Source organism: Actinomadura chibensis NBRC 106107 (genome assembly GCF_001552135.1).
Classification (GTDB): domain Bacteria; phylum Actinomycetota; class Actinomycetes; order Streptosporangiales; family Streptosporangiaceae; genus Spirillospora; species Spirillospora chibensis.
Genome location: NZ_BCQP01000080.1, coordinates 1 through 17,466, shown reverse-complemented (window position 1 = coordinate 17,466; position 17,466 = coordinate 1). Strand labels below are relative to the sequence as shown.

Below are 17,466 nucleotides of genomic sequence, written 5' to 3'. Positions count from 1 at the left end.
GCTCACGGGGTCGCCGCCAGCGCAGCCGCGGCGTCGAGCTTGCCCGCGCCCCACACCGCGTTGGGCAGGACGAGCTCCGGCGGGATGTGGTCCTTCTTCGTCGTCGCGGCGAGGATCCGCTGCACGTCGCGGTAGGTAAGCGTCGGATTCTTCTGGAACATGAGCGCGATGACTCCCGTCACGTGCGGTGCGGCCTGGCTCGTCCCGGAGAAGATGACGTGCCGGTTGAGCAGCCAGCCGCCGAAGCGGGCCTTGATGTCCGCCGGGTGCAGTTCCTGCGAGGCGGCGGCGGAGATGATCCGGCGGCCGGGCGCGACGAGGTGGGGCCGGACGCGCTCGGGCGGCACCCCGGACACCGCGTCCAGGCCGCGGCTCGAACTCTCCGCGATCGAGCCGTAGGCGCTGAAGTTGGCCCCCGGCTCGGACACGTAGGCGCCGACCGCGACGACGCTGCGGGCCGTGGACGGCGAGGTCACGGTGTTGTCGGTGATGTTGTCGCCGAACGCGAGCTGCGGCCACAGGTCGATGTTCTCCCGCTCGACCCACACGTCGACCGTCGCCGCCGCGCCGCCGATCTCGTGCAGCTCGATCTTCCAGGTCCCCTTGCGGACGGGGCCCTTGAGCGTGACGTCGATCTTGCGCTTGCCGTTGTTCGGGTCGGGCTGCGGCGGGGACACCACGGTCGCGACCGGCGTCCCGCCGATGGAGATCACGCTCTGCTGGCCGGGCTGCGTCCAGGCGCTCGGGGTCGACCGGGGCGGCGTGACGCGTAACTCGATCCGCGCCGCGCCGTCGTACCAGAAGTAGAGCTGGTCGTCGACGCGGTCTTCGGGCAGCTTGGTGCCGTTGGGGAAGACGATCTCCTCGACCTCCAACCGGAACGACACGTTGGCGAAGGCGTTGATGTTCTTGCGGCCGTGGCGGCGGGCGTCGCCCTCGTTCCCGGCCGAGACCACGATCGCCCGCCCGCGGACGGGATCGCCGTTCGCGTCGTGCATCAGCTTGTCGATCGCCAGCTCAAGCGCGGAGGAGCCGTCGCGCGCCCCCTCGTGGGTGCCGAAGCTCATGTTGATGACGCAGGGGACGCCCGCCGGGCCGCGCTGCGACGCGATCTGGTGGAAGAGCGCGACGGCCTCGCTCACGGCCCGGCTGGAGACGAGCGTGGCCGAATTGGCGAAGACGACGTCCGCCTCGGGCGCGACGCCCACGAAGGTGAATGGCGCGAACGGACCGTCCCGTCCCGATCCGTTGCCGGCGGCGATGCCCGCGACATGCGTGCCGTGGTCGAATTCGGCGCTGGTCCAGATCGCGCCGACGCGGTTGTTGGCGACGACGTCGGCGACGGCCGCCTCGTCCCACCAGACTCCGTAGTTGAACCCGGCGGGGAATCCGAATCCGCTCGGCGGCTTCTGCCCCGCGGCGGGGGTGGAGAACTGGTCCCAGTAGCCGATGATGCGCGATTTCGGCGGCGTCGTGTTCGGCACGTTGAAAGTGGGATGGGTGACCGTCAGGCGGTTGTCGATGACGCCGACGAGGACGCCTTTCCCGGTGAGGCCGGGCACTCCGCCCGCGTTGTACGGCGGCGAGGCGGCGCGGAGCGCCGTCGCCTTGATCTCGCCCATGCTGCGGTCGATGTGTAACCGTGTGCGCGCGGACGCGGCGACCCAGCGGACGCCGTCCGCCCCGGCCAGCCCGGCGACGTCGGCGAGGGCGATCGACCCGGTGACGAGGTCGCCGTGGACGTGGCCGGGGTCGAGGCCGGCTTCGGTCAGCGCTTCGAGAGTTCCGTAGAAGGTGACGAAGACGTCGATGCGGTCGTCCGGGTCCGCGCCGTTTCCCTCCCAGTCGAGAAGGGCGCGGAGCACCTCGGCGTCGCAGTTCGGGCCCGTCTTCGGGGCCGACGTCGAGGTGACGGCCTCCGCCCGGTCGGCCATCCCGGATCCGCGGTCAACCGCCATGACAGCCCCCTTCGCCACGCCCCGCTCGCAAGGTGTCACAGAAACCATTCGGGTGACAGATCGTGGCCGGACTCGGCCTCTCCGTAGTCCACCTGCGGCCGCGGGCGGGCGCGCGGAGCCGTTCTCTCTCAGAATGGACGGACGTTGTGCGTTCGCCGGAATACGTTGGCGGGGTCGTAACGGCGTTTGACCTTGGCCAGGCGCCGATAGGTGTCCGGCGGATAGGCGGTGGCGACGTCCGCGGGTTCGGCCGAGCCGAGGAATCCGACGTAGGCGCCCGAGCCGAGGGCGCCCACCGGCGACCACCGGCGCAGCGCCTCGTTCCGCGCCCCGGGCGGGGCCGCGTCCGGGATCATGAAGGCGGCCGCCGCCATGACCTCGGCGTCCCGGTGGGCGAAGGCGGTCGCGTCCGCGCCGACGCGCGCGACCGCGCCGCCCATGGCGCGCAGCGAGAGCGCGACCCCGCCGCCGGCGAACAGCGCGTCGAGGGCGGCGACCCGCGCGTCGTCGAGCGTGGTGAAGAAGGTGTTGCGGACCACCATGCGCAGTCCGGGAGGCAGCGCCGTGACGTCTTCGAGGACGTCGGCGTAGGGCATGGCCTTGACGCCGTCCGAGGTGACCGGGGCGAGCGCTCGGAACGGACGCAGCGCCTCTTCCGCCTCGGAACCGGCGTAGCAGCACCCCAGCATGGCGGCCGCGGGCCGGCCCGGCATCGCGGGCATGAAGCTGAGCGACGTGGTCAGCCTCTCGTCGCTCGCCCGCATCAGGTCGCGCCAGCCCGCGACGAGTCCCGGCAGGTCGGCGACCTCGTAGGTGATCGTGCCGAAGTGCACGGAGGTGACCGGGTGGGCGATGAAGTCGAACCCGACCGCGACGCCGAAGTTGCCGCCGCCGCCGCGCAGCGCCCAGAACAGGTCGGCGTGCTCGACGGCGTCCGCGCCGATCAGCCGTCCGTCCGCGGTGACCAGTTGGACCGCCGCCAGGCTGTCGATCGCCAGCCCGTGCCTGCGCGCCATCCAGCCGATGCCGCCGCCGAGCGTCAGCCCCCCGACGCCGACCTGCCTGGTGTCCCCGGCGGTCAGCCCCAGCCCGTGCGGGCCCAGCGCGTCGGCCACCGCGCCCCACGTCGCGCCCGCGCCGACGCGCACCCGCCCGGAGCCGGGGTCCAGCAGCCGCACCCCGCTGATCCGCCGCGTGTCGATGACCATTCCGTCGTTGCTCGTGCTCAGCCCCGCCATGCTGTGCCCGCCGGACCGCACCGTCACGGCGAGCCCGGCGTCGGCCGCGTACCGCAGCGCCGCCGCCACCCCGGCCGCGTCGCGCGGGCGGACCACCAGGTCGGGCGTGCCGTCGGCGAACAGGGTCGCCGCGGACTCGGCGTAGCCGTCGTCCCCCGGCGCCAGCACCTCGGCGACCGTGTCGAGCCCCGTTGAGCGACGTTCACTGCTCGAAATCTCTGTCATGGGGCGATGGTGCCGACCCCACGACTAATCGGTCGTCGCGCACAGGGCGTGTATTCCCCCTGCTCCGAAAGGAGTCGCCGCGCGGTCGCCTACTGCGGCGGGAGTAGGCGGCCATGGTCCCGGGCCGCGTGCGACGGGGGCTCAGCGCGGGCAGTTCTTCCAGGTGAGGCGGTAGAAGATCACGGGACCGTCGCTGAGGGAGTCCATGGTGATGAAGTCGGTCTTGGACGGGTCCGAGGTCCCTTTGTCGATACGCAGTTCGGTGTTGAGGACGAGCCTGCGCCGCTCCCCGCAGGGCTGGAAGAGGAGTCGGTCCGCTGGCTCCTCGTAGGCGATTCTCCACTCGTCGTCATAGGCGCCGTTCAAGGTCCGCGTGACCATCCCGTTCCAAGGGAGACCCTCGAAATAGTAGCTGAATTTCAGGGTGGCGTTGGCGCCGTTCTCCAGCCGGGCATAAATCGGATGGTACGACGACGAGATTGCGTAAGTGACGTCCTGCGGCGCCGTCACCCGCAGGAATGCCTGGCAGTTCTTATGGGCGTCGACCGGCCTCGACGAACCGCCCGCCTGCGCGGTGTACGCGCCGTAGACGATCCTGAACGTCCCATCGTCCCGGACGGCCGTCGCGACGGTGCCCGCCGGGCACCCCGACCCGGCGACCCCCGCGACCTCCACCTTGAACTCGACCGGTCCGCGGGCGCCCGTCGGATCGGCGGCGGCCGGTGCGACCGAAGCCGCACCGACGGCGAGCACCGTGGCACCCAAGACGAAAAAGGCTTTCTTCCCACGCATGCGCATCCTCGTCGCGCAAATGATCACACTCGAAGGAAGGCTAACCTCCGCCCCGATCACTATCAACGACCATTGTTCAACATCGCCGTTCGACCCAATTTGACGACCGACACTCGAACAGCGCGGGTTCGCCGGGCCGCCCCAGGTGGCCGCGAGGAGCCGCCCGCCGGGGTGGTAGGGGATCACCGTGCTGTTGACGAGGGCGCCGAGGCGGCGCGGCAGCGATCATGGCTGAATGGCGGTTTTGGGGATAGCGTGGCCGACGCCTGGTGGCGATCAGGCGACCAGGTGCCGGAGGGATTCCGGCGTTCGACCCCACCCCGAAGGGATCGAGACCCCCGCATGACCGCCAAGCTCCCCCACCGCCGAACGCTCGCGGCGGCGTTCTTCGCGTTCGCCGTGCTGCTCACGGCGTGCGGCACGTCGAAGGCCGATGATCCGGCGGAGGGCAGGCCGAAGCAGACCGCGTCCGCCGATCACAACGCCGACGACGTCATGTACCTGCAGATGATGATCGCGCATCGGCGGCAGATGCTCGACATGGTCCGGCTGGTCCCCGACCGCGCCAAGCGCGGCGAAGTCAAGGAACTGGCCGCGACCCTCGAAAAGGACAGCACCGGCGAGGTGCAGAAAATGACCTCGTGGCTCACCGCGTGGTCGAAGCCGACCACGATGCAGGGCACGGCGAACTCCCACGCCGCCCATGGCGGCATGCCCGCCATCGGCCCGGTGGAGATGGAGTCTCTGCAGGAGGCCAAGGGCCGCACTTTCGACAGCACGTTCCTCAACCTGCTTCTCGGCCATCAGGGGAACGCGACCGAGATGTCACAGGTGGAATTGAAGAAGGGAGTCAATCCCGCCACGCGGGCGTTCGCCACCGACGTCGTGAAACGCACGAGCGACATGGTCAGCAAGCTGCTCGGCATGCTCAACGGCTGACGTCCTTCCCGCGGCCGTGAGCGCGGCGCCGGCGGCGCGCTCACGGTTCGGCGGGACGCTCACAGGACACCGCGACCCGAGTCCCGTTCCCCGCCGCCGGGGCGTTCTCCCCCCGGTAGAGGATCTTGGTCGTGACCTCCTGGTAGCCGAGGCCGGAGTAGAACCGCTGGGCATGGGTGTTGACGGTGTCCGTCGTCCATTCGACGCGGCTGCACCCGTGCTCGGCGGCCGTCTCGAACACGGCGCGCATCAGCGTGACGCCGATGCCGGACCCCCGGCGCGAGCCGGTCACGTACAGCTCTTTGAGATACAGGCTGCGCGTGAATCCGACGGCGGGCCACAGGAACGACCAGGACGCGATCCCGACCGCCTCGTCGCCGTCGAAGGCGAGGAGCACGCGGGCCGCGGGCGTCTCCCCGAACAGCGCCTCCCGCGTCTGCTCGGTGCGTTCTTCGAGCGTCCCTTGGAGGGTGGCGCCGTAGAAGAGGTACATCTCCTCCATCAGCGCCCGGACGGCCGGGACGTGCTCGGGGGTCGCGGCGGCCACGGTCACCGTCACTTGGAATGCCTCCTGATCTCGGGGGGTCGGCGTCGGGTCGGTCTCATCCGGGGACGTCGCTCGTCTCGGCGTCGGGACGGTCGACCTCAAGCGTGTCCGCGAGGAGCCCGCGCGTGTAGGCGTGCTCCGGCGCGCTGAGCACCGACTCGACGTCGCCCGACTCCACGACGCGTCCCTGGCTGAGGACGACGACGCGGTCGCCGATGCTGCGCACGACGGCGAGGTCGTGGGTGATGAAGACCATGCTCAGCCCGTCGTTCTGCAGCGTCCTGAGCAGTTCGACGACGGACGCCTGGACGGAGACGTCGAGCCCCGAGGTGACCTCGTCGCAGATCAGCAGCTTGGGGTCGCAGGCGAGCGCGCGGGCGATGGCGACCCGCTGGCGCTGGCCGCCCGACAGCTCGGCGGGGTAGCGGTCGGCGAGCCGCCACGGGATCTCCACGCGCTCAAGGGCCTCCTTGGCCTTGGCGCGGGCGGCCTTGCCGCGATCACCGTAGAAGTGCTTGAGCGGCACCATCACCGAGGTCGCGACCGTCTCGCGCGGGTTCAGCGAGCCGTAGGGGTTCTGGAACACGTACTGCATCTGCTGCTTGACGGCCTTGGACCGGTCCCGCAACCGCAGCGGGAGCGGCTTCCCGTCCATCTCGAGGACGCCGGTCTGGGATTCGTGCAGGCCGATCAGGCAGCGGGACATGGTCGTCTTGCCGCTGCCCGACTCGCCCACGATCCCGACGCACTCGCCCGGAGCGACGTCGAAGTCGAGGTCGAACAGGACCTGCGTCCGGTCGTAGGAGGCGTTCAGGTTCCGCACGCTCAGCACGGGCGCCCGGTCCCCCGCGCCGCTCTCGACCCGCCGCAGCGGCTCCTTGACCTGGCACGTCTGGTTCTGCCGGACGTGCTCGACGCGGACGCACCGGGCCGCGCCGCCGGTGGGCGCGGTGACCAGCGCGGGCACGGCCTCCCGGCAGCGGTCCTCGGCGTAGGCGCAGCGGTCGGCGAACACGCACCCGTCGAACTTGGCCCCCGCCGCGGGCGACCGGCCGGGGATCGGGACGAGCGGCAGCCGCTGCCGCGTCGACGGCACCGATTCGAGCAGGGCGATGGAGTAGGGGTGCGCGGCGGACAGCAGGACCTCGTCGCGGGTCCCGGTCTCCAGGATCTGCCCGGCGTACATCACGGTCACGAGGTCGCCGACCGCGCCGACGACCGCGAGGTCGTGCGAGACGAAGACGGCGGCCATGCCGTTGTCGGCGCAGAGGCGTCCGACCATCTCCAGGACGCGCGCCTGGGTGGAGACGTCCAGCCCGGTCGTGGGCTCGTCGAAGACGATCAGCTTCGGGCCCTTCGCCACGGCCATGGCGATCGCCACGCGCTGCTGCTGCCCGCCCGAGAGCTCCTGGGGGTGGCGGCGCAGGAACGCGTCGTCGGAGGGCAGGCCCACGGCCGTGAGGACTTCGCGGATCCGCGGCAGGTTCTCCTTCTTGCCGCCGATCATCCCCTCGGTGAGCTGGGTGCCGATCCGCATCGCCGGGTTGAGCGCCGTCGCCGGGTCCTGCGGGACGAAGCCGATCAGCTTCTTGCGCGCCTCGCGCAGCTCGTTGCGGCCGAGCGCGAGGAGGTCGACGCCGCCGACCACGACCTTGCCGCCGACGATGTTCGCGCCGCGCTTGGCGAAGCCGAGCAGGGCGAGCGCGACCGTGCTCTTGCCCGAGCCCGACTCGCCGACGAGGCCCATGACCTGCCCGCTCTCCAGGGCGAACGACACGTCGTCGACGATCACGCTGCCGTCGTCGAGCGCGACGGTGAGCCCGGTGACCTCGACCGCGTTGACCTCGACCGCGTTGACTTCGACCGCCTTCATGAACGAGTCCCTTCGGTGCGGCCGATCACCCGCGCGGCGCCTTCGGCGAAGAGGTTGCCGCCGATCGTGAACAGGGCGACGCAGGCGGCGGGGATGAAGACGGCGAGCGGCTGGATCGCGAGGCCGTCCTTGTTCTCGCTGACCATGAGCCCCCAGTCGGAGGCGGGCGGCTGGACGCCGAAGCCGAGGAAGCTCAGCGAGGCGAGGCCGACGACCGACCACATGAGCCGGAGCCCGATCTCCACCATCAGCGGGGAGGTCACGCTCGGCAGCACCTCCCGCATGAGGATGTGCCGGGACGAGAGCCCGACCGTCCGCGCCCACATGACGTGCTCGCGCCGCATCACCGGACGCGCCGACCCGCGCATCACGCGCGCCATCCCCGGCGTGAGGCCGATCGCCACGAGGACCACGAGGATCCACCGGCTCGGCCCGACCATCGAGATGAACAGGATCGCCATGATGATCGTCGGGAACGTCAGCAGCACGTCGACGACCCGCATGAGGAGCATGTCGACGATCCCGCCCGCGAACGCCGCGACCAGGCCGATCGTGGTGCCGAGCGCGACGCCGAGGGCCGTGGCGGCGATGGCCATCCAGGTCAGGTTGGCGCCGCCGCTGAGGATGCGCGAGACGATGTCCCGCCCCAGCGAGTCCGCGCCGAGCAGCAGTCCGTCGCCGGGCGGCGCGTACGGCTTGGCCAGGACGGCGGTCGGCGAGTGCGGGGCGAGGAAGGGCCCGACGATCGCGAAGACGATCATGGTCAGCAGCATGATCAGGCCGAGCCTGGTCTGCCGCGAGGTCAGGACGCGGCGGGTCAGGTTCTTGGGCGGAGCCTGGACCCCTTGCTCCCTGGGTCGCGTTCGGATCATGGCCGACGCTCCTTCGTCTGTCATCGGGACTTGTTCAGGGTTCCGAGCACGTCGGCGAGCTGGTTGAAGCAGAAGAACGCGGCCGCCATCAGCATGATGATCGCCTGGACCATCGGCAGGTCGTGGCCGGCCACGGCGTCCACGAGCGCCGAGCCGATGCCGGGATAGCCGAACAGGTACTCGATCACGACCGACCCCGCGATCGTGTAGGCGGCCATGATGCTCGCCGCCGGGATGCTCGGCGCGAGCGCGTTCGGCAGCGCGTGCCGGAACAGGATCCGCCGCGTCGACAGGCCCTTGATGGTCGCGAGCTGGACGTACTCGCTCTCCAGCACGTCGATGAAGGAGACCCGCACGAGGCGCGAGAGGTAGGTGACCCCGACGAGCGTCATGACGGCGAGCGGCATGATGAGCTGCTTCGGATGCTGCCAGGGCGCGTCCCCCGGCGGGATCAGCGAGACCGGCGGCAGGACCTTGAAGACGACGGTGCCGAACACCGCGATCACGAGGCTGCCGAGGACGAAGTCCGGCGTCGCCGTCACGACCAGCGAGGTGCCGAGGTAGGACCGGTCGAACAGCTTGTCCCGGAAGACGGCCGCGAGCAGGCCGACCAGGAGGGACAGCGGGAGGATGAGGACCATCGCGATGACGGTCAGCGTCGCGGAGTTGAAGATCCGCTCGGACAGGAGCTCGGACACCGGCTGGCCGCTGACCAGCGAGTTGCCCATGTTCCCGGTGAGGACGTTGCCGAGCCAGTCCCAGTACTGGGTGAGCAGCGGCTGGTCCAGCCCCATGTTCTCGTTGAGCTGGGCGATCTGGTCGGCGGTCGCCCCGGCCCCGAGGATGATGTGCGCGACGTCGCCGGGCATCGCCTGCGTCGCCACGAAGACGATGACGGAGATGCACCACAGCGTCACCACGCCCATCAGCGCGCGCTGCGCGACGAGCCACGCGATGGTGGCCCGCCGGCTCCGGCGGCGGCTCGGGGCCTTGACGGGCTCCACCGCGTCGATCGCCTTTTCGGTCGTCATCTCAGTAGCCATGGGCAACAATCCCGTTCAACGTGTCCGGTCGCCGTTTGGGTTGGGGGTGTCTGCTTATGACTGTCCGGTCTGAGCGACGCCCGGGGCGGCCGCCGCCGGAACCGGAGACCGCCTCCAGCCCGTCCGGGCCTGCGGCGGGCGGTCTCCGGTTCGCGACCGCGGCCTACCTGCTCAGTCGATGGTGACCTTGGTGAAGTCGTACAGGTTCCCCGAGGGGAACTCAGGGACGAGACCGTGCACCTTGGAGGAGTACACGCTCACCGTGGGGTTCGTCGCGGCGAGGATACTCGCGCCCCGCTCGTACTCGATCTGCTTCATCTTCTTCTCGATGTCGCACTGCTCGGTCGCGTCGGAGGTGGCGTAGAGCTTCTTCGCCAGCGACTCGAACTCGGGGTCGTGCCAGTGCGTGTGGTTGAGCGCGTTGTCCTTGCTGATGATCTCCGGCACGCCCTCCAGGTAGGGGCGGGTGTCGTAGCCGGTGTAGAACGTCCGCTCGCCCCACTTCTCTAGGTAAGCGCCCAGCTCCATCTTCTGCACCTTGATGTTCACGCCGATCTTCTTGGCGTCCTCGGCCAGGATCTGGACGAGCTGGAGCATGCCGGGCTTGTTCGCGGCGGTCTCCAGGGTGATGCTGAGGTTCGACTTCCCGGCGTCGGCGAGCAGCTTCTTGGCCTGCGGAAGGTCCTGCTGGCGCTGCGGGACGTCCGGTACGCACTTGTCGAAGCCGGAGTGGTCGTTCGCCAGCTCGCCGAGGCCGTCGAAGGCGTTGGACAGCGCGAGCTTGCGGTCGAGGATCAGCCGCATCGCCTGCCGGACGCGCACGTCCTTGAAGGGCTCGACGTCGGCCCGCATGCCGATGCTGACCTTCAGGTTCACGTCGCTCTTCATGACCTTCAGGCCCGGCGTCTTCTCGATCGTCGGCAGCGAGGTCTGCAGGATGTTCGAGCTGGCGTCGATCTGGCCGCCGATCATCGCGTTGGTCGACGCCTCGGCGGTCTTGAAGCTGATGACCTTGACCTTGTCGAGCTTCGGCTTCGTCCCCCAGTAGCCGTCGAACCGCTTGACGGTCGTCTCCCGGCCGGGGGTGAACGCGACGAGGCTGAACGGGCCCGTGCCCATCGCCTGCTCGGGCGTGGACCCCTTCTTGTAGAAGATGATGTTGCTGTTGGTGACGGCGAACTCGAACGGCCCGTACGGCTTCGGCAGCTTGAACTTCACCGTCAGGTCGTCGACCTTCTCGATGCCCTTCGGGTCCATGAAGTCGACGTAGTTGCGCTCGATGAGCGCGTTCTTCTTGTCGAGGATCCGGTTGAACACCGCGATGACGTCGTCCGCGCCGAACGGGCTGCCGTCGTGGAACTTGACGTTCGGACGGAGCTTGACCGTCCACTCGGTGTTGTCCTTGTTGTGGGTGATGCCCGTGGCGAGCGCCCACTGGTAGCCGCCGTCCTTGGTCCGGTGGGCGAGCGGCTCGAACAGCGCGGCGTTGCGGACGTAGAAGTCCTGCGACCGCACGTTGGAGTAGGCGTCGATGGTGGAGATCGTGCTGGCGACCACGCCGACGCGGAGCATGCCCCCGGACGCACCCCCCGACCCCTCCGACGAGCCCGAGGAACATCCTGCCGCGGCGAGGCCGACGGCCATGGAGAGGGCCACGGGCGCGAGGACCCGGGGTCGTCTCCCGTGCTCCTTGCCGACCAATCGACTCAACATCCTTCCTCCTTGAAAAGACGCTGGTGGGGGTGGATGGGAGCTCTTGCCCGGAACAAGGTCGGTGGGTGTCCTTGGGGTGCCGTGCTCCGTGAACGTAGCGCGAACAGGAGATCTCCCTGTCCGATCGATTCCGGCTGTTTGTATGACGTACCAAATCAGACGTACTAAGCCGCGTCAACCACAGAAAGCGGACAAAATCTGCTGAGATCGCCGCGTTGTGGCTGTTGACAGGCGGTCGCGGTGCCCGGCTACCGTGCCGATACGCCCGCTGTGGTGGAGGTTGACCCCATCATCAGCGTATGACTATATTACGTCATACAAAGTGTGAGGAGACGGCATGCCTGAGACCGGACCGGACCTGCGGATCGACCGCCCCGCGGAGACCGTTCCGCAGCTCGTCGTGCGCAGGGTCCGGCAGGCCATCCTCGAAGGCACGCTGTCACCGGGGCGCCGGCTCACCGAGCGCGAGCTGATGGAGCTCACCGGCGTGAGCCGCACCTCGATCCGCGAGGCGGTCCTCCACCTCCAGACCCTCGGCCTCGTCGAGACGTCGGGGCGGCGGGGCGTGCGGGTCGCGGTGCTCGGCAGCGACGACGTCCGGCAGCTCTACGAGGTGCGGGCGGCGCTGGAGTCCGAGGCGGCGTCCCTGTTCGTCAAGCGCGCCACCGACACCGAGGTCCTGGAGCTGGTCAAGCTCACGCGGCCGGCCAAGAGCGACGACGACCAGCTCGCGTCGATCTACCACTTCGACGAGCTGCTGCTGGCGGGCGCGCGAAACGCCCTGCTGGCGTCCACCCTCGCGCCGCTGCACGCCCGCATCCACGCGCTGCGCCGGCTGTCGCTCAGCATCCCCGGCCGCCGGGAGCGGTCGGAGCAGGAGTACCGCGACCTCGTCGCGGCGATCACCGACCGCGACGCCGACCGCGCCGCGCAGCTCGCCCGGCTGCACGTGGACGCCGCGAAGGAGGCCGCGCTCGCGGCCATCGCGAAGCTCGAAGAGGAACGGGCCTCGGGAACGTGACCTCCCCGGCCGGGCGCCGGTTCGCCGCGCCGCCCGGCCCGACCGCGCGGCACCCCCGCGGCGGCACACCCCCGAGAGCCGCTCCCGACTCGGGCGGGCAAGCAACGCCAACCGACCGGAGAGACGCATGCAGCACGAGCCAACCGAGATCGCGATCGTCGGCGTGGGGCAGTCCGACTTCCGCTCGCTCTACGCCGCCTCGGACCGGCCCCGCGACGCCTACGCCCTGGCGGCGGGCGCCCTCCGCGAGGCGATCGAGGACTGCGGGATCGGCAAGGACGAGATCGACGGCCTGCTCACCTGCCGTATCCAGTACGACCGGCTGGCCACCGTCGCCGGCCTGCCGCACCCCCGCTTCGTCCACGACCTGGAGGGGACGGGCCGGATGAGCGGCATCGCCCTCCAGGAGGCCGTCGCGCTGATCTCCACCGGCATGGCCGACGTGGTCGCGTGCGTCTACGGCAACAACGGGCGGTCGGCGAAGGTGAAGTACGGCGGCGACGGCGGCGGCCCGACCGCCGCCTACGACGAGATGTACGGCATGACCTCCCCCGGCGCCTACGTCGCCCTGATGTACCAGCGGTACCGGGGCATGTACGGGGCGGGCGAGGACGCGCTGGCGCCGCTGGCGATCAACAACCGGCGGCACGCCGCGCTGAACCCGGTCGCCGTCCTGCAGAAGGAGTTCACCCGCGAGGACTACCTGAACTCCCGGTACATCGCCGAGCCGCTGCGGCTGCTCGACTACTGCCTCATCAACGACGGCGCCGTCGCGTTCATCGTCACCTCGATGGAGCGCGCCAGGTCGCTGCGCAAGCCGCCGGTGCGCGTCGCCGCGACGGCGGGGATGGGGCACGTCACCAACTACTACACGGCGGAGGACTTCTTTTACTCCGCCTGCCAGGACGTGGCGAGCCGGCTCTACGAGCAGGCCGGCATCGCGCCGGAGGAGGTGGACTGCCTGCAGATCTACGACAACTTCACGCCCACCATCCTCTTCACCCTCGAAGGCTTCAACCACGCGCCGCGCGGCGAGGCGTGGCGGTGGGTGGACGAGGACAAGATCCGCTTCGACGGCCCGCGCCCGCTGAACACGGCGGGCGGGCACACCAGCGAGAGCTACATGCAGGGCTGGGCGCACCACGTCGAGTCGGTGCGCCAGCTGCGCGGCGAGGCGGGCGCCAGGCAGGTGCCGGGATGCTCGACGGTGCAGTACATGTGCGCGTCGCCGATCGTCACCTCGCACATCCTCACCAACGACGGGGCGGTCGCGCGATGAGCACCCAGAGCAAGGCCGAGAGCTACGAGCGGCTGCTGCCGGAGATCACGCCGGAGAACCAGCCGTACTGGGACGGGCTCGCCGAGAACGAGCTGCGGTTGCAGAACTGCGACGCGTGCGGGGAGTACCGCTTCCCCGAGAGCGAGGTGTGCCCGCGCTGCCTGTCCGCCTCCTTCACCTGGCGGGCGGTCAGCGGGAAGGGGCGGCTCTGGTCCTGGATCAGGATGCACCAGCGGTACCTGAGCGCTTTCGACGACGTCCGGCCGTACCTGGTGGCCTACATCAAGCTGGACGAGGGCCCGCCCATCATCAGCACCCTGGTGGACGCGCCCGACGAACTCGCCTTCGACCTGCCCGTCCGGGCCGTGTTCGAGCCCGGCTTCAGCGAGCGGACGATCCTGAAGTTCGCCGTCGACCGCACGGAGGGGTCCGAATGAGCGCGGGTTCGGACGAGCCGCTCGTCCTGCACGAGGACCTCGGCGGCGGCGTCGCGCGGATCACCCTCAACCGGCCGGAGAAGCGCAACGCGATGAGCCGCGCCGCGCGGTCGGCGCTGCTGGACGCCCTGGACGCCTGCCACGGGACGGCCCGGGTCATCGTCCTCACCGGCGCGGGCCCCGCCTTCTGCTCCGGCGTCGACCTCAAGGAGTCGGGCGAGGAGGGCCCCGGAGCCGACGACACCGTCGAGGGCAGGCGGACGAGCTGGCACACCGTCCAGGAGAGGATCCGGCGGCATCCCGCGATCGTGATCGCGGCGGTCAACGGGTTCGCGCTCGGCGGGGGCGTCACGCTGGTCAACTCGTCCGACCTCGCGATCGCGGCGCACGAGGCCCAGCTCGGCATGCCGGAACTCGGGTTCGGCCTGTACCCGGGGCTCGCCGGGCCGTCCACGCAGCTGCGGCTCTCGCCGAAGCGCGCGGCCTGGATGGTGCTGACCACCAAGCGCATCAGCGGCACCAAGGCCGCCGAGTGGGGGCTCGTCAACGAGGCGGTCCCGCTGGCCGACCTCGCCGACGCGGCCGTCGCGCTCGCCCGCGAGATCGCGGAGTTCGACCCGGTCAGCCTCGACTGGTCGAAGCGGGCGCTGCACGAGATCCCGCAGCACATCTCGGACTGGACCACGGCGCTGCGCTACGGCGAGGACGTCCGCGCGCAGATCCAGACCCGCAGCGACGTCCTCTCCGACGGCGCGACGACCTACCGCCGCGCGGTCGGCAAGAACGGGCAGGGCAAGGACACCGGGAAATGACGGCGACGCCCTTCTCCAACGACTTCCTGTACTGGATCGCCCTCGACTTCGCCAGCTCGGACCCGGCCGACATCGCGCGCTTCAACCGGTTCTACGACGAGACGCACGTCCCGGAGGTCTTCGCGAGGCATCCGGGCTTCGCGTCCTCGCACCGGTACGAACTCCAGATCCAGGACGCGCGGGGCGACTACGGCGCGAAGTACCTGGCCGCCTACGAGGTGGTGAGCGAGGAGGGCGCCGACGCCTACCTCGCCTCGACGACCGCCCCCGCCGGTACCCATCCCGCCTACAGCGACGACCCGCCGCTCTGGCCTGACCTGCTCACGCACCGGTGGCGGGTGATCTACGAGAAGGCCATGGAGACGTCGGCCGCGACGGGCGTCCCGGAGGCGATCTACATCATCGGGATCGACCCGCCCGACGACATCGGCGACGGGCTGGCCGAGTTCGACGAGTTCTACACCGGCGTCCACGTGCCCGAGGCGACGGACAAGGGCGGCTTCAGCCGGGGAAGCGTGTACAGGCTGCGGCACGCGCTGGAGCACCCGGAGCCCGGCTGCCCGCGCTACCTGGCCGTCTACGAACTGGCGAGCGCCACCAGGGAGCAGGTCGTGGAGACGCTGCGCACCCTGCGGGCGGAGGAGGTCTGGTCCCCGGGCCCCGCCTCCTGGGCCAGGCACAAGACGCCGTGGCGGCTGTGGTACCGGAACGTCGCGTTCACTCCACGGCCGGCGACACCGGCACAGCCGTCCGTTCCGCAACCTCGGTGAGGGAGAGAGCGTGTTCATTCTCGACACCCAGATCCACATGTTCCTGCCCAACACCCCCGAGCGTCCCTGGCCGGACATCGGGGAGTCCTACAACGGGAAACCGGAGTCCACGCCCAAGCAGATCCTGCCCCGGATGGACGAGCTCGGCATCGACGCCGTGGCGATCGTCCCGGCGATCTGGGCGGGTGACGACAACGGCCCGGCACTCGGCTGGGCCGCGGAGCACCCGGGCCGGTTCGGCGTGATGGGCCGCTTCAACCTCTGGGACCCGGACCGCGAGCGCATCGAGCGCTGGTTCGACAACCCGTGGATGCGCGGCATCCGGATGAGCTACCCGGACTTCCGCGGGCGCGACTGGATCGACGTCGACACGTTCCCGTGGTTCTGGGAGGCGGCGGAGCGGCTCGGCATCCCGCTGATGCTGCTGATCTACGGCCCCGAGGTCCGCAAGGTCGCCGCGATCGCGGAGCGGCACCCCGACCTGCGGCTGATCGTCGACCATATGGGGCTGATCATCGGCGACCCGGACACCCAGGACCTCTGGGCGTACATCGACGACATCTTCCCGCTGGTGAAGTACCCGAACGTCTACATGAAGTTCTCCGCGATCCCCGACTACACGAACGAGCCGTACCCCTATCCGTCGCTGACCCCGACCTTGCGCCGGGTGTACGACGCGTACGGGCCGCAGCGGCTCATGTGGGCCTCGGACACGACGCGGGTCCGCGGCGCGACCTGGCGGGAGAACCTCGACCACGTCCGGTACACGCTCGACTTCCTCAGCGAGGAGGACAAGGTCTGGATCCTCGGCCGGACGGCCGCGACGGTGCTGAAGTGGCCCCGTCCCGAGGGCGGCTGGGAGTGGGAGCGCACCGACCCCGGCGCCGCCGACCCGGGCGCCGCCGAGACGGCGCGCTAGCCGATGACTCGATCGGACGAGCGGCGGGACGGCGGTACCGGGGCGGCGCTGCGGGTCGTCGAGCTGGCGGGCGGCGTGGCCACGCGGGTCTGCGGCCGGATCCTCGCCGGGCTCGGGCACGACGTGCTCCTGTGCGAGCCGCCCGGCGGGGACCCGCTGCGGACGCGGCCCCCGCTGGACGAGCACGGCGTCGGCTTCGCCTTCGCCGGGCTCGACGCGGACAAGCGCAGCGTCGTCGTCGACCTCGACGCCCCGGACGGCCGGACCGAGCTCGGCCGCCTGCTGGACCGTGCCGACCTCCTGCTCACCGGCCTCGGCCCCGCGCGGGCGCGGGCGGTCGGCCTGACCGCCGCGGAGATCCGCGCCGCCTGGCCGGACCTCGTCGCCGTGAGCATCACGGCGGCGGGCCTCGCCGACCCGCGCTCGGACCACCCCGGCGACAGCCTGCTCGCCGAGTGCTACGGCGGCCTCGCCTCGATGATCGGTGAGCCGGACCGGTCACCGCTGACCCTCGGCGGGGAGCAGGCGGCGCACGCCGCCGCCTTCGCGGGCCTCCTCGGCGGCATGCTCGCGCTCCGCCGCGGGTCGGGCGAGGTCGTCGACGTCGCCCTGTGCGACGTCGCCGCCTACATCGACTGGAAGAGCGACATCGAGGCGGCCTTCGCCGGAACCTCGCCGACGCGCACCGGGGCCGCGTCGGGGCAGTGGCGGATCGTCCGCGCGGCGGACGGCTGGGTCGGCGTCATCTTCCAGCCCGAGCAGTGGGACCTGCTGATGGACCTCGTCGGCGGGTCGGCGCCGGAACCGTCCCCGGAGGGCTGGCGGGAGATCGAGAGGTGGGCGGCGGGCGTGCCCAAGCGGGCGGTGTACGAGCGCGCCCAGGCGCTCGGCCTCGCCGTCGGCTTCAGCGCCGACCTCGGCGACCTGCTCGCCGACCGGCAGTACGGCTCGCGCGACTTCTTCCGCACGCGGCGGGAGGACCGGACGTCCGCCCCGGTCGGCCCCCCGGTGCGCGCCACGGGCCTGCC

16 protein-coding genes are annotated in these 17,466 nt (G+C 70.6%); 8 read left to right on the top strand and 8 right to left on the bottom strand.

The features are described from left to right. Window positions 1–2: 2 nt before the first annotated feature. From ACH01S_RS38175 to ACH01S_RS38165, 3 genes are all read right to left on the bottom strand, one after another. Window positions 3–1,958, bottom strand: a complete 1,956-nt coding sequence (locus tag ACH01S_RS38175; protein WP_169809426.1) for a S8 family serine peptidase — start codon at window positions 1,956–1,958, stop codon at window positions 3–5. A 128-nt stretch (window positions 1,959–2,086) separates the two neighbouring features. Then, window positions 2,087–3,421: an FAD-binding oxidoreductase gene (locus ACH01S_RS38170; protein ID WP_067904161.1), complete on the bottom strand. Its 1,335-nt coding sequence runs from the start codon at window positions 3,419–3,421 to the stop codon at window positions 2,087–2,089. A 141-nt stretch (window positions 3,422–3,562) separates the two neighbouring features. Further along, window positions 3,563–4,213 (bottom strand): DUF4360 domain-containing protein, encoded by a 651-nt coding sequence (locus ACH01S_RS38165; protein ID WP_067904230.1) that lies wholly within the window; start codon window positions 4,211–4,213, stop codon window positions 3,563–3,565. A gap of 342 nt (window positions 4,214–4,555) precedes the next feature. Between ACH01S_RS38165 and ACH01S_RS38160 the strand changes: the two genes are divergently transcribed. Next, complete coding sequence (locus ACH01S_RS38160; RefSeq protein WP_083981612.1) at window positions 4,556–5,152, top strand: DUF305 domain-containing protein; 597 nt, start codon at window positions 4,556–4,558, stop codon at window positions 5,150–5,152. A gap of 40 nt (window positions 5,153–5,192) precedes the next feature. Here the strand turns inward: ACH01S_RS38160 and ACH01S_RS38155 are convergent, their stop codons facing one another. The 5 genes from ACH01S_RS38155 to ACH01S_RS38135 form a co-directional block, all read right to left on the bottom strand. Then, entirely contained in the window at window positions 5,193–5,711 is a 519-nt protein-coding gene (locus ACH01S_RS38155; protein WP_067904159.1) for a GNAT family N-acetyltransferase, read from the bottom strand. A gap of 43 nt (window positions 5,712–5,754) precedes the next feature. Continuing rightward, complete coding sequence (locus ACH01S_RS38150) at window positions 5,755–7,572, bottom strand: ABC transporter ATP-binding protein (protein ID WP_067904157.1); 1,818 nt, start codon at window positions 7,570–7,572, stop codon at window positions 5,755–5,757. Continuing rightward, window positions 7,569–8,444, bottom strand: a complete 876-nt coding sequence (locus tag ACH01S_RS38145) for an ABC transporter permease (RefSeq protein ID WP_067904154.1) — start codon at window positions 8,442–8,444, stop codon at window positions 7,569–7,571. Before ACH01S_RS38145 ends, ACH01S_RS38150 begins: the two co-directional genes overlap by 4 nt. Window positions 8,445–8,464: 20 nt before the next feature. After that, entirely contained in the window at window positions 8,465–9,475 is a 1,011-nt protein-coding gene (locus tag ACH01S_RS38140; protein WP_083981611.1) for an ABC transporter permease, read from the bottom strand. Window positions 9,476–9,658: 183 nt separating this feature from the next. After that, window positions 9,659–11,059: an ABC transporter substrate-binding protein gene (locus tag ACH01S_RS38135; protein WP_067904151.1), complete on the bottom strand. Its 1,401-nt coding sequence runs from the start codon at window positions 11,057–11,059 to the stop codon at window positions 9,659–9,661. A gap of 478 nt (window positions 11,060–11,537) precedes the next feature. Here ACH01S_RS38135 and ACH01S_RS38130 point away from each other — a divergent pair, with 478 nt between their 5' ends. The 7 genes from ACH01S_RS38130 to ACH01S_RS38100 all read left to right on the top strand — a co-directional run. Beyond that, window positions 11,538–12,221: a GntR family transcriptional regulator gene (locus ACH01S_RS38130; RefSeq protein WP_067904148.1), complete on the top strand. Its 684-nt coding sequence runs from the start codon at window positions 11,538–11,540 to the stop codon at window positions 12,219–12,221. 127 nt (window positions 12,222–12,348) lie between these two features. Then, complete coding sequence (locus ACH01S_RS38125) at window positions 12,349–13,500, top strand: thiolase family protein (RefSeq protein WP_067904146.1); 1,152 nt, start codon at window positions 12,349–12,351, stop codon at window positions 13,498–13,500. Next, window positions 13,497–13,937, top strand: a complete 441-nt coding sequence (locus ACH01S_RS38120; RefSeq protein WP_067904144.1) for a Zn-ribbon domain-containing OB-fold protein — start codon at window positions 13,497–13,499, stop codon at window positions 13,935–13,937. The genes ACH01S_RS38125 and ACH01S_RS38120 overlap by 4 nt, the downstream gene beginning before the upstream one ends. Beyond that, window positions 13,934–14,749, top strand: coding sequence for an enoyl-CoA hydratase/isomerase family protein (locus ACH01S_RS38115; protein WP_067904141.1), 816 nt, complete (start codon window positions 13,934–13,936; stop codon window positions 14,747–14,749). Before ACH01S_RS38120 ends, ACH01S_RS38115 begins: the two co-directional genes overlap by 4 nt. Next, window positions 14,746–15,519, top strand: coding sequence for a DUF4286 family protein (locus ACH01S_RS38110; RefSeq protein ID WP_067904138.1), 774 nt, complete (start codon window positions 14,746–14,748; stop codon window positions 15,517–15,519). The genes ACH01S_RS38115 and ACH01S_RS38110 overlap by 4 nt, the downstream gene beginning before the upstream one ends. Before the next feature lie 10 nt (window positions 15,520–15,529). Next, window positions 15,530–16,438 (top strand): amidohydrolase family protein, encoded by a 909-nt coding sequence (locus ACH01S_RS38105; RefSeq protein WP_067904135.1) that lies wholly within the window; start codon window positions 15,530–15,532, stop codon window positions 16,436–16,438. 3 nt (window positions 16,439–16,441) lie between these two features. After that, window positions 16,442–17,466: CoA transferase (locus tag ACH01S_RS38100; RefSeq protein ID WP_067904132.1), on the top strand; the 1,025-nt coding region annotated here is incomplete at its 3' end.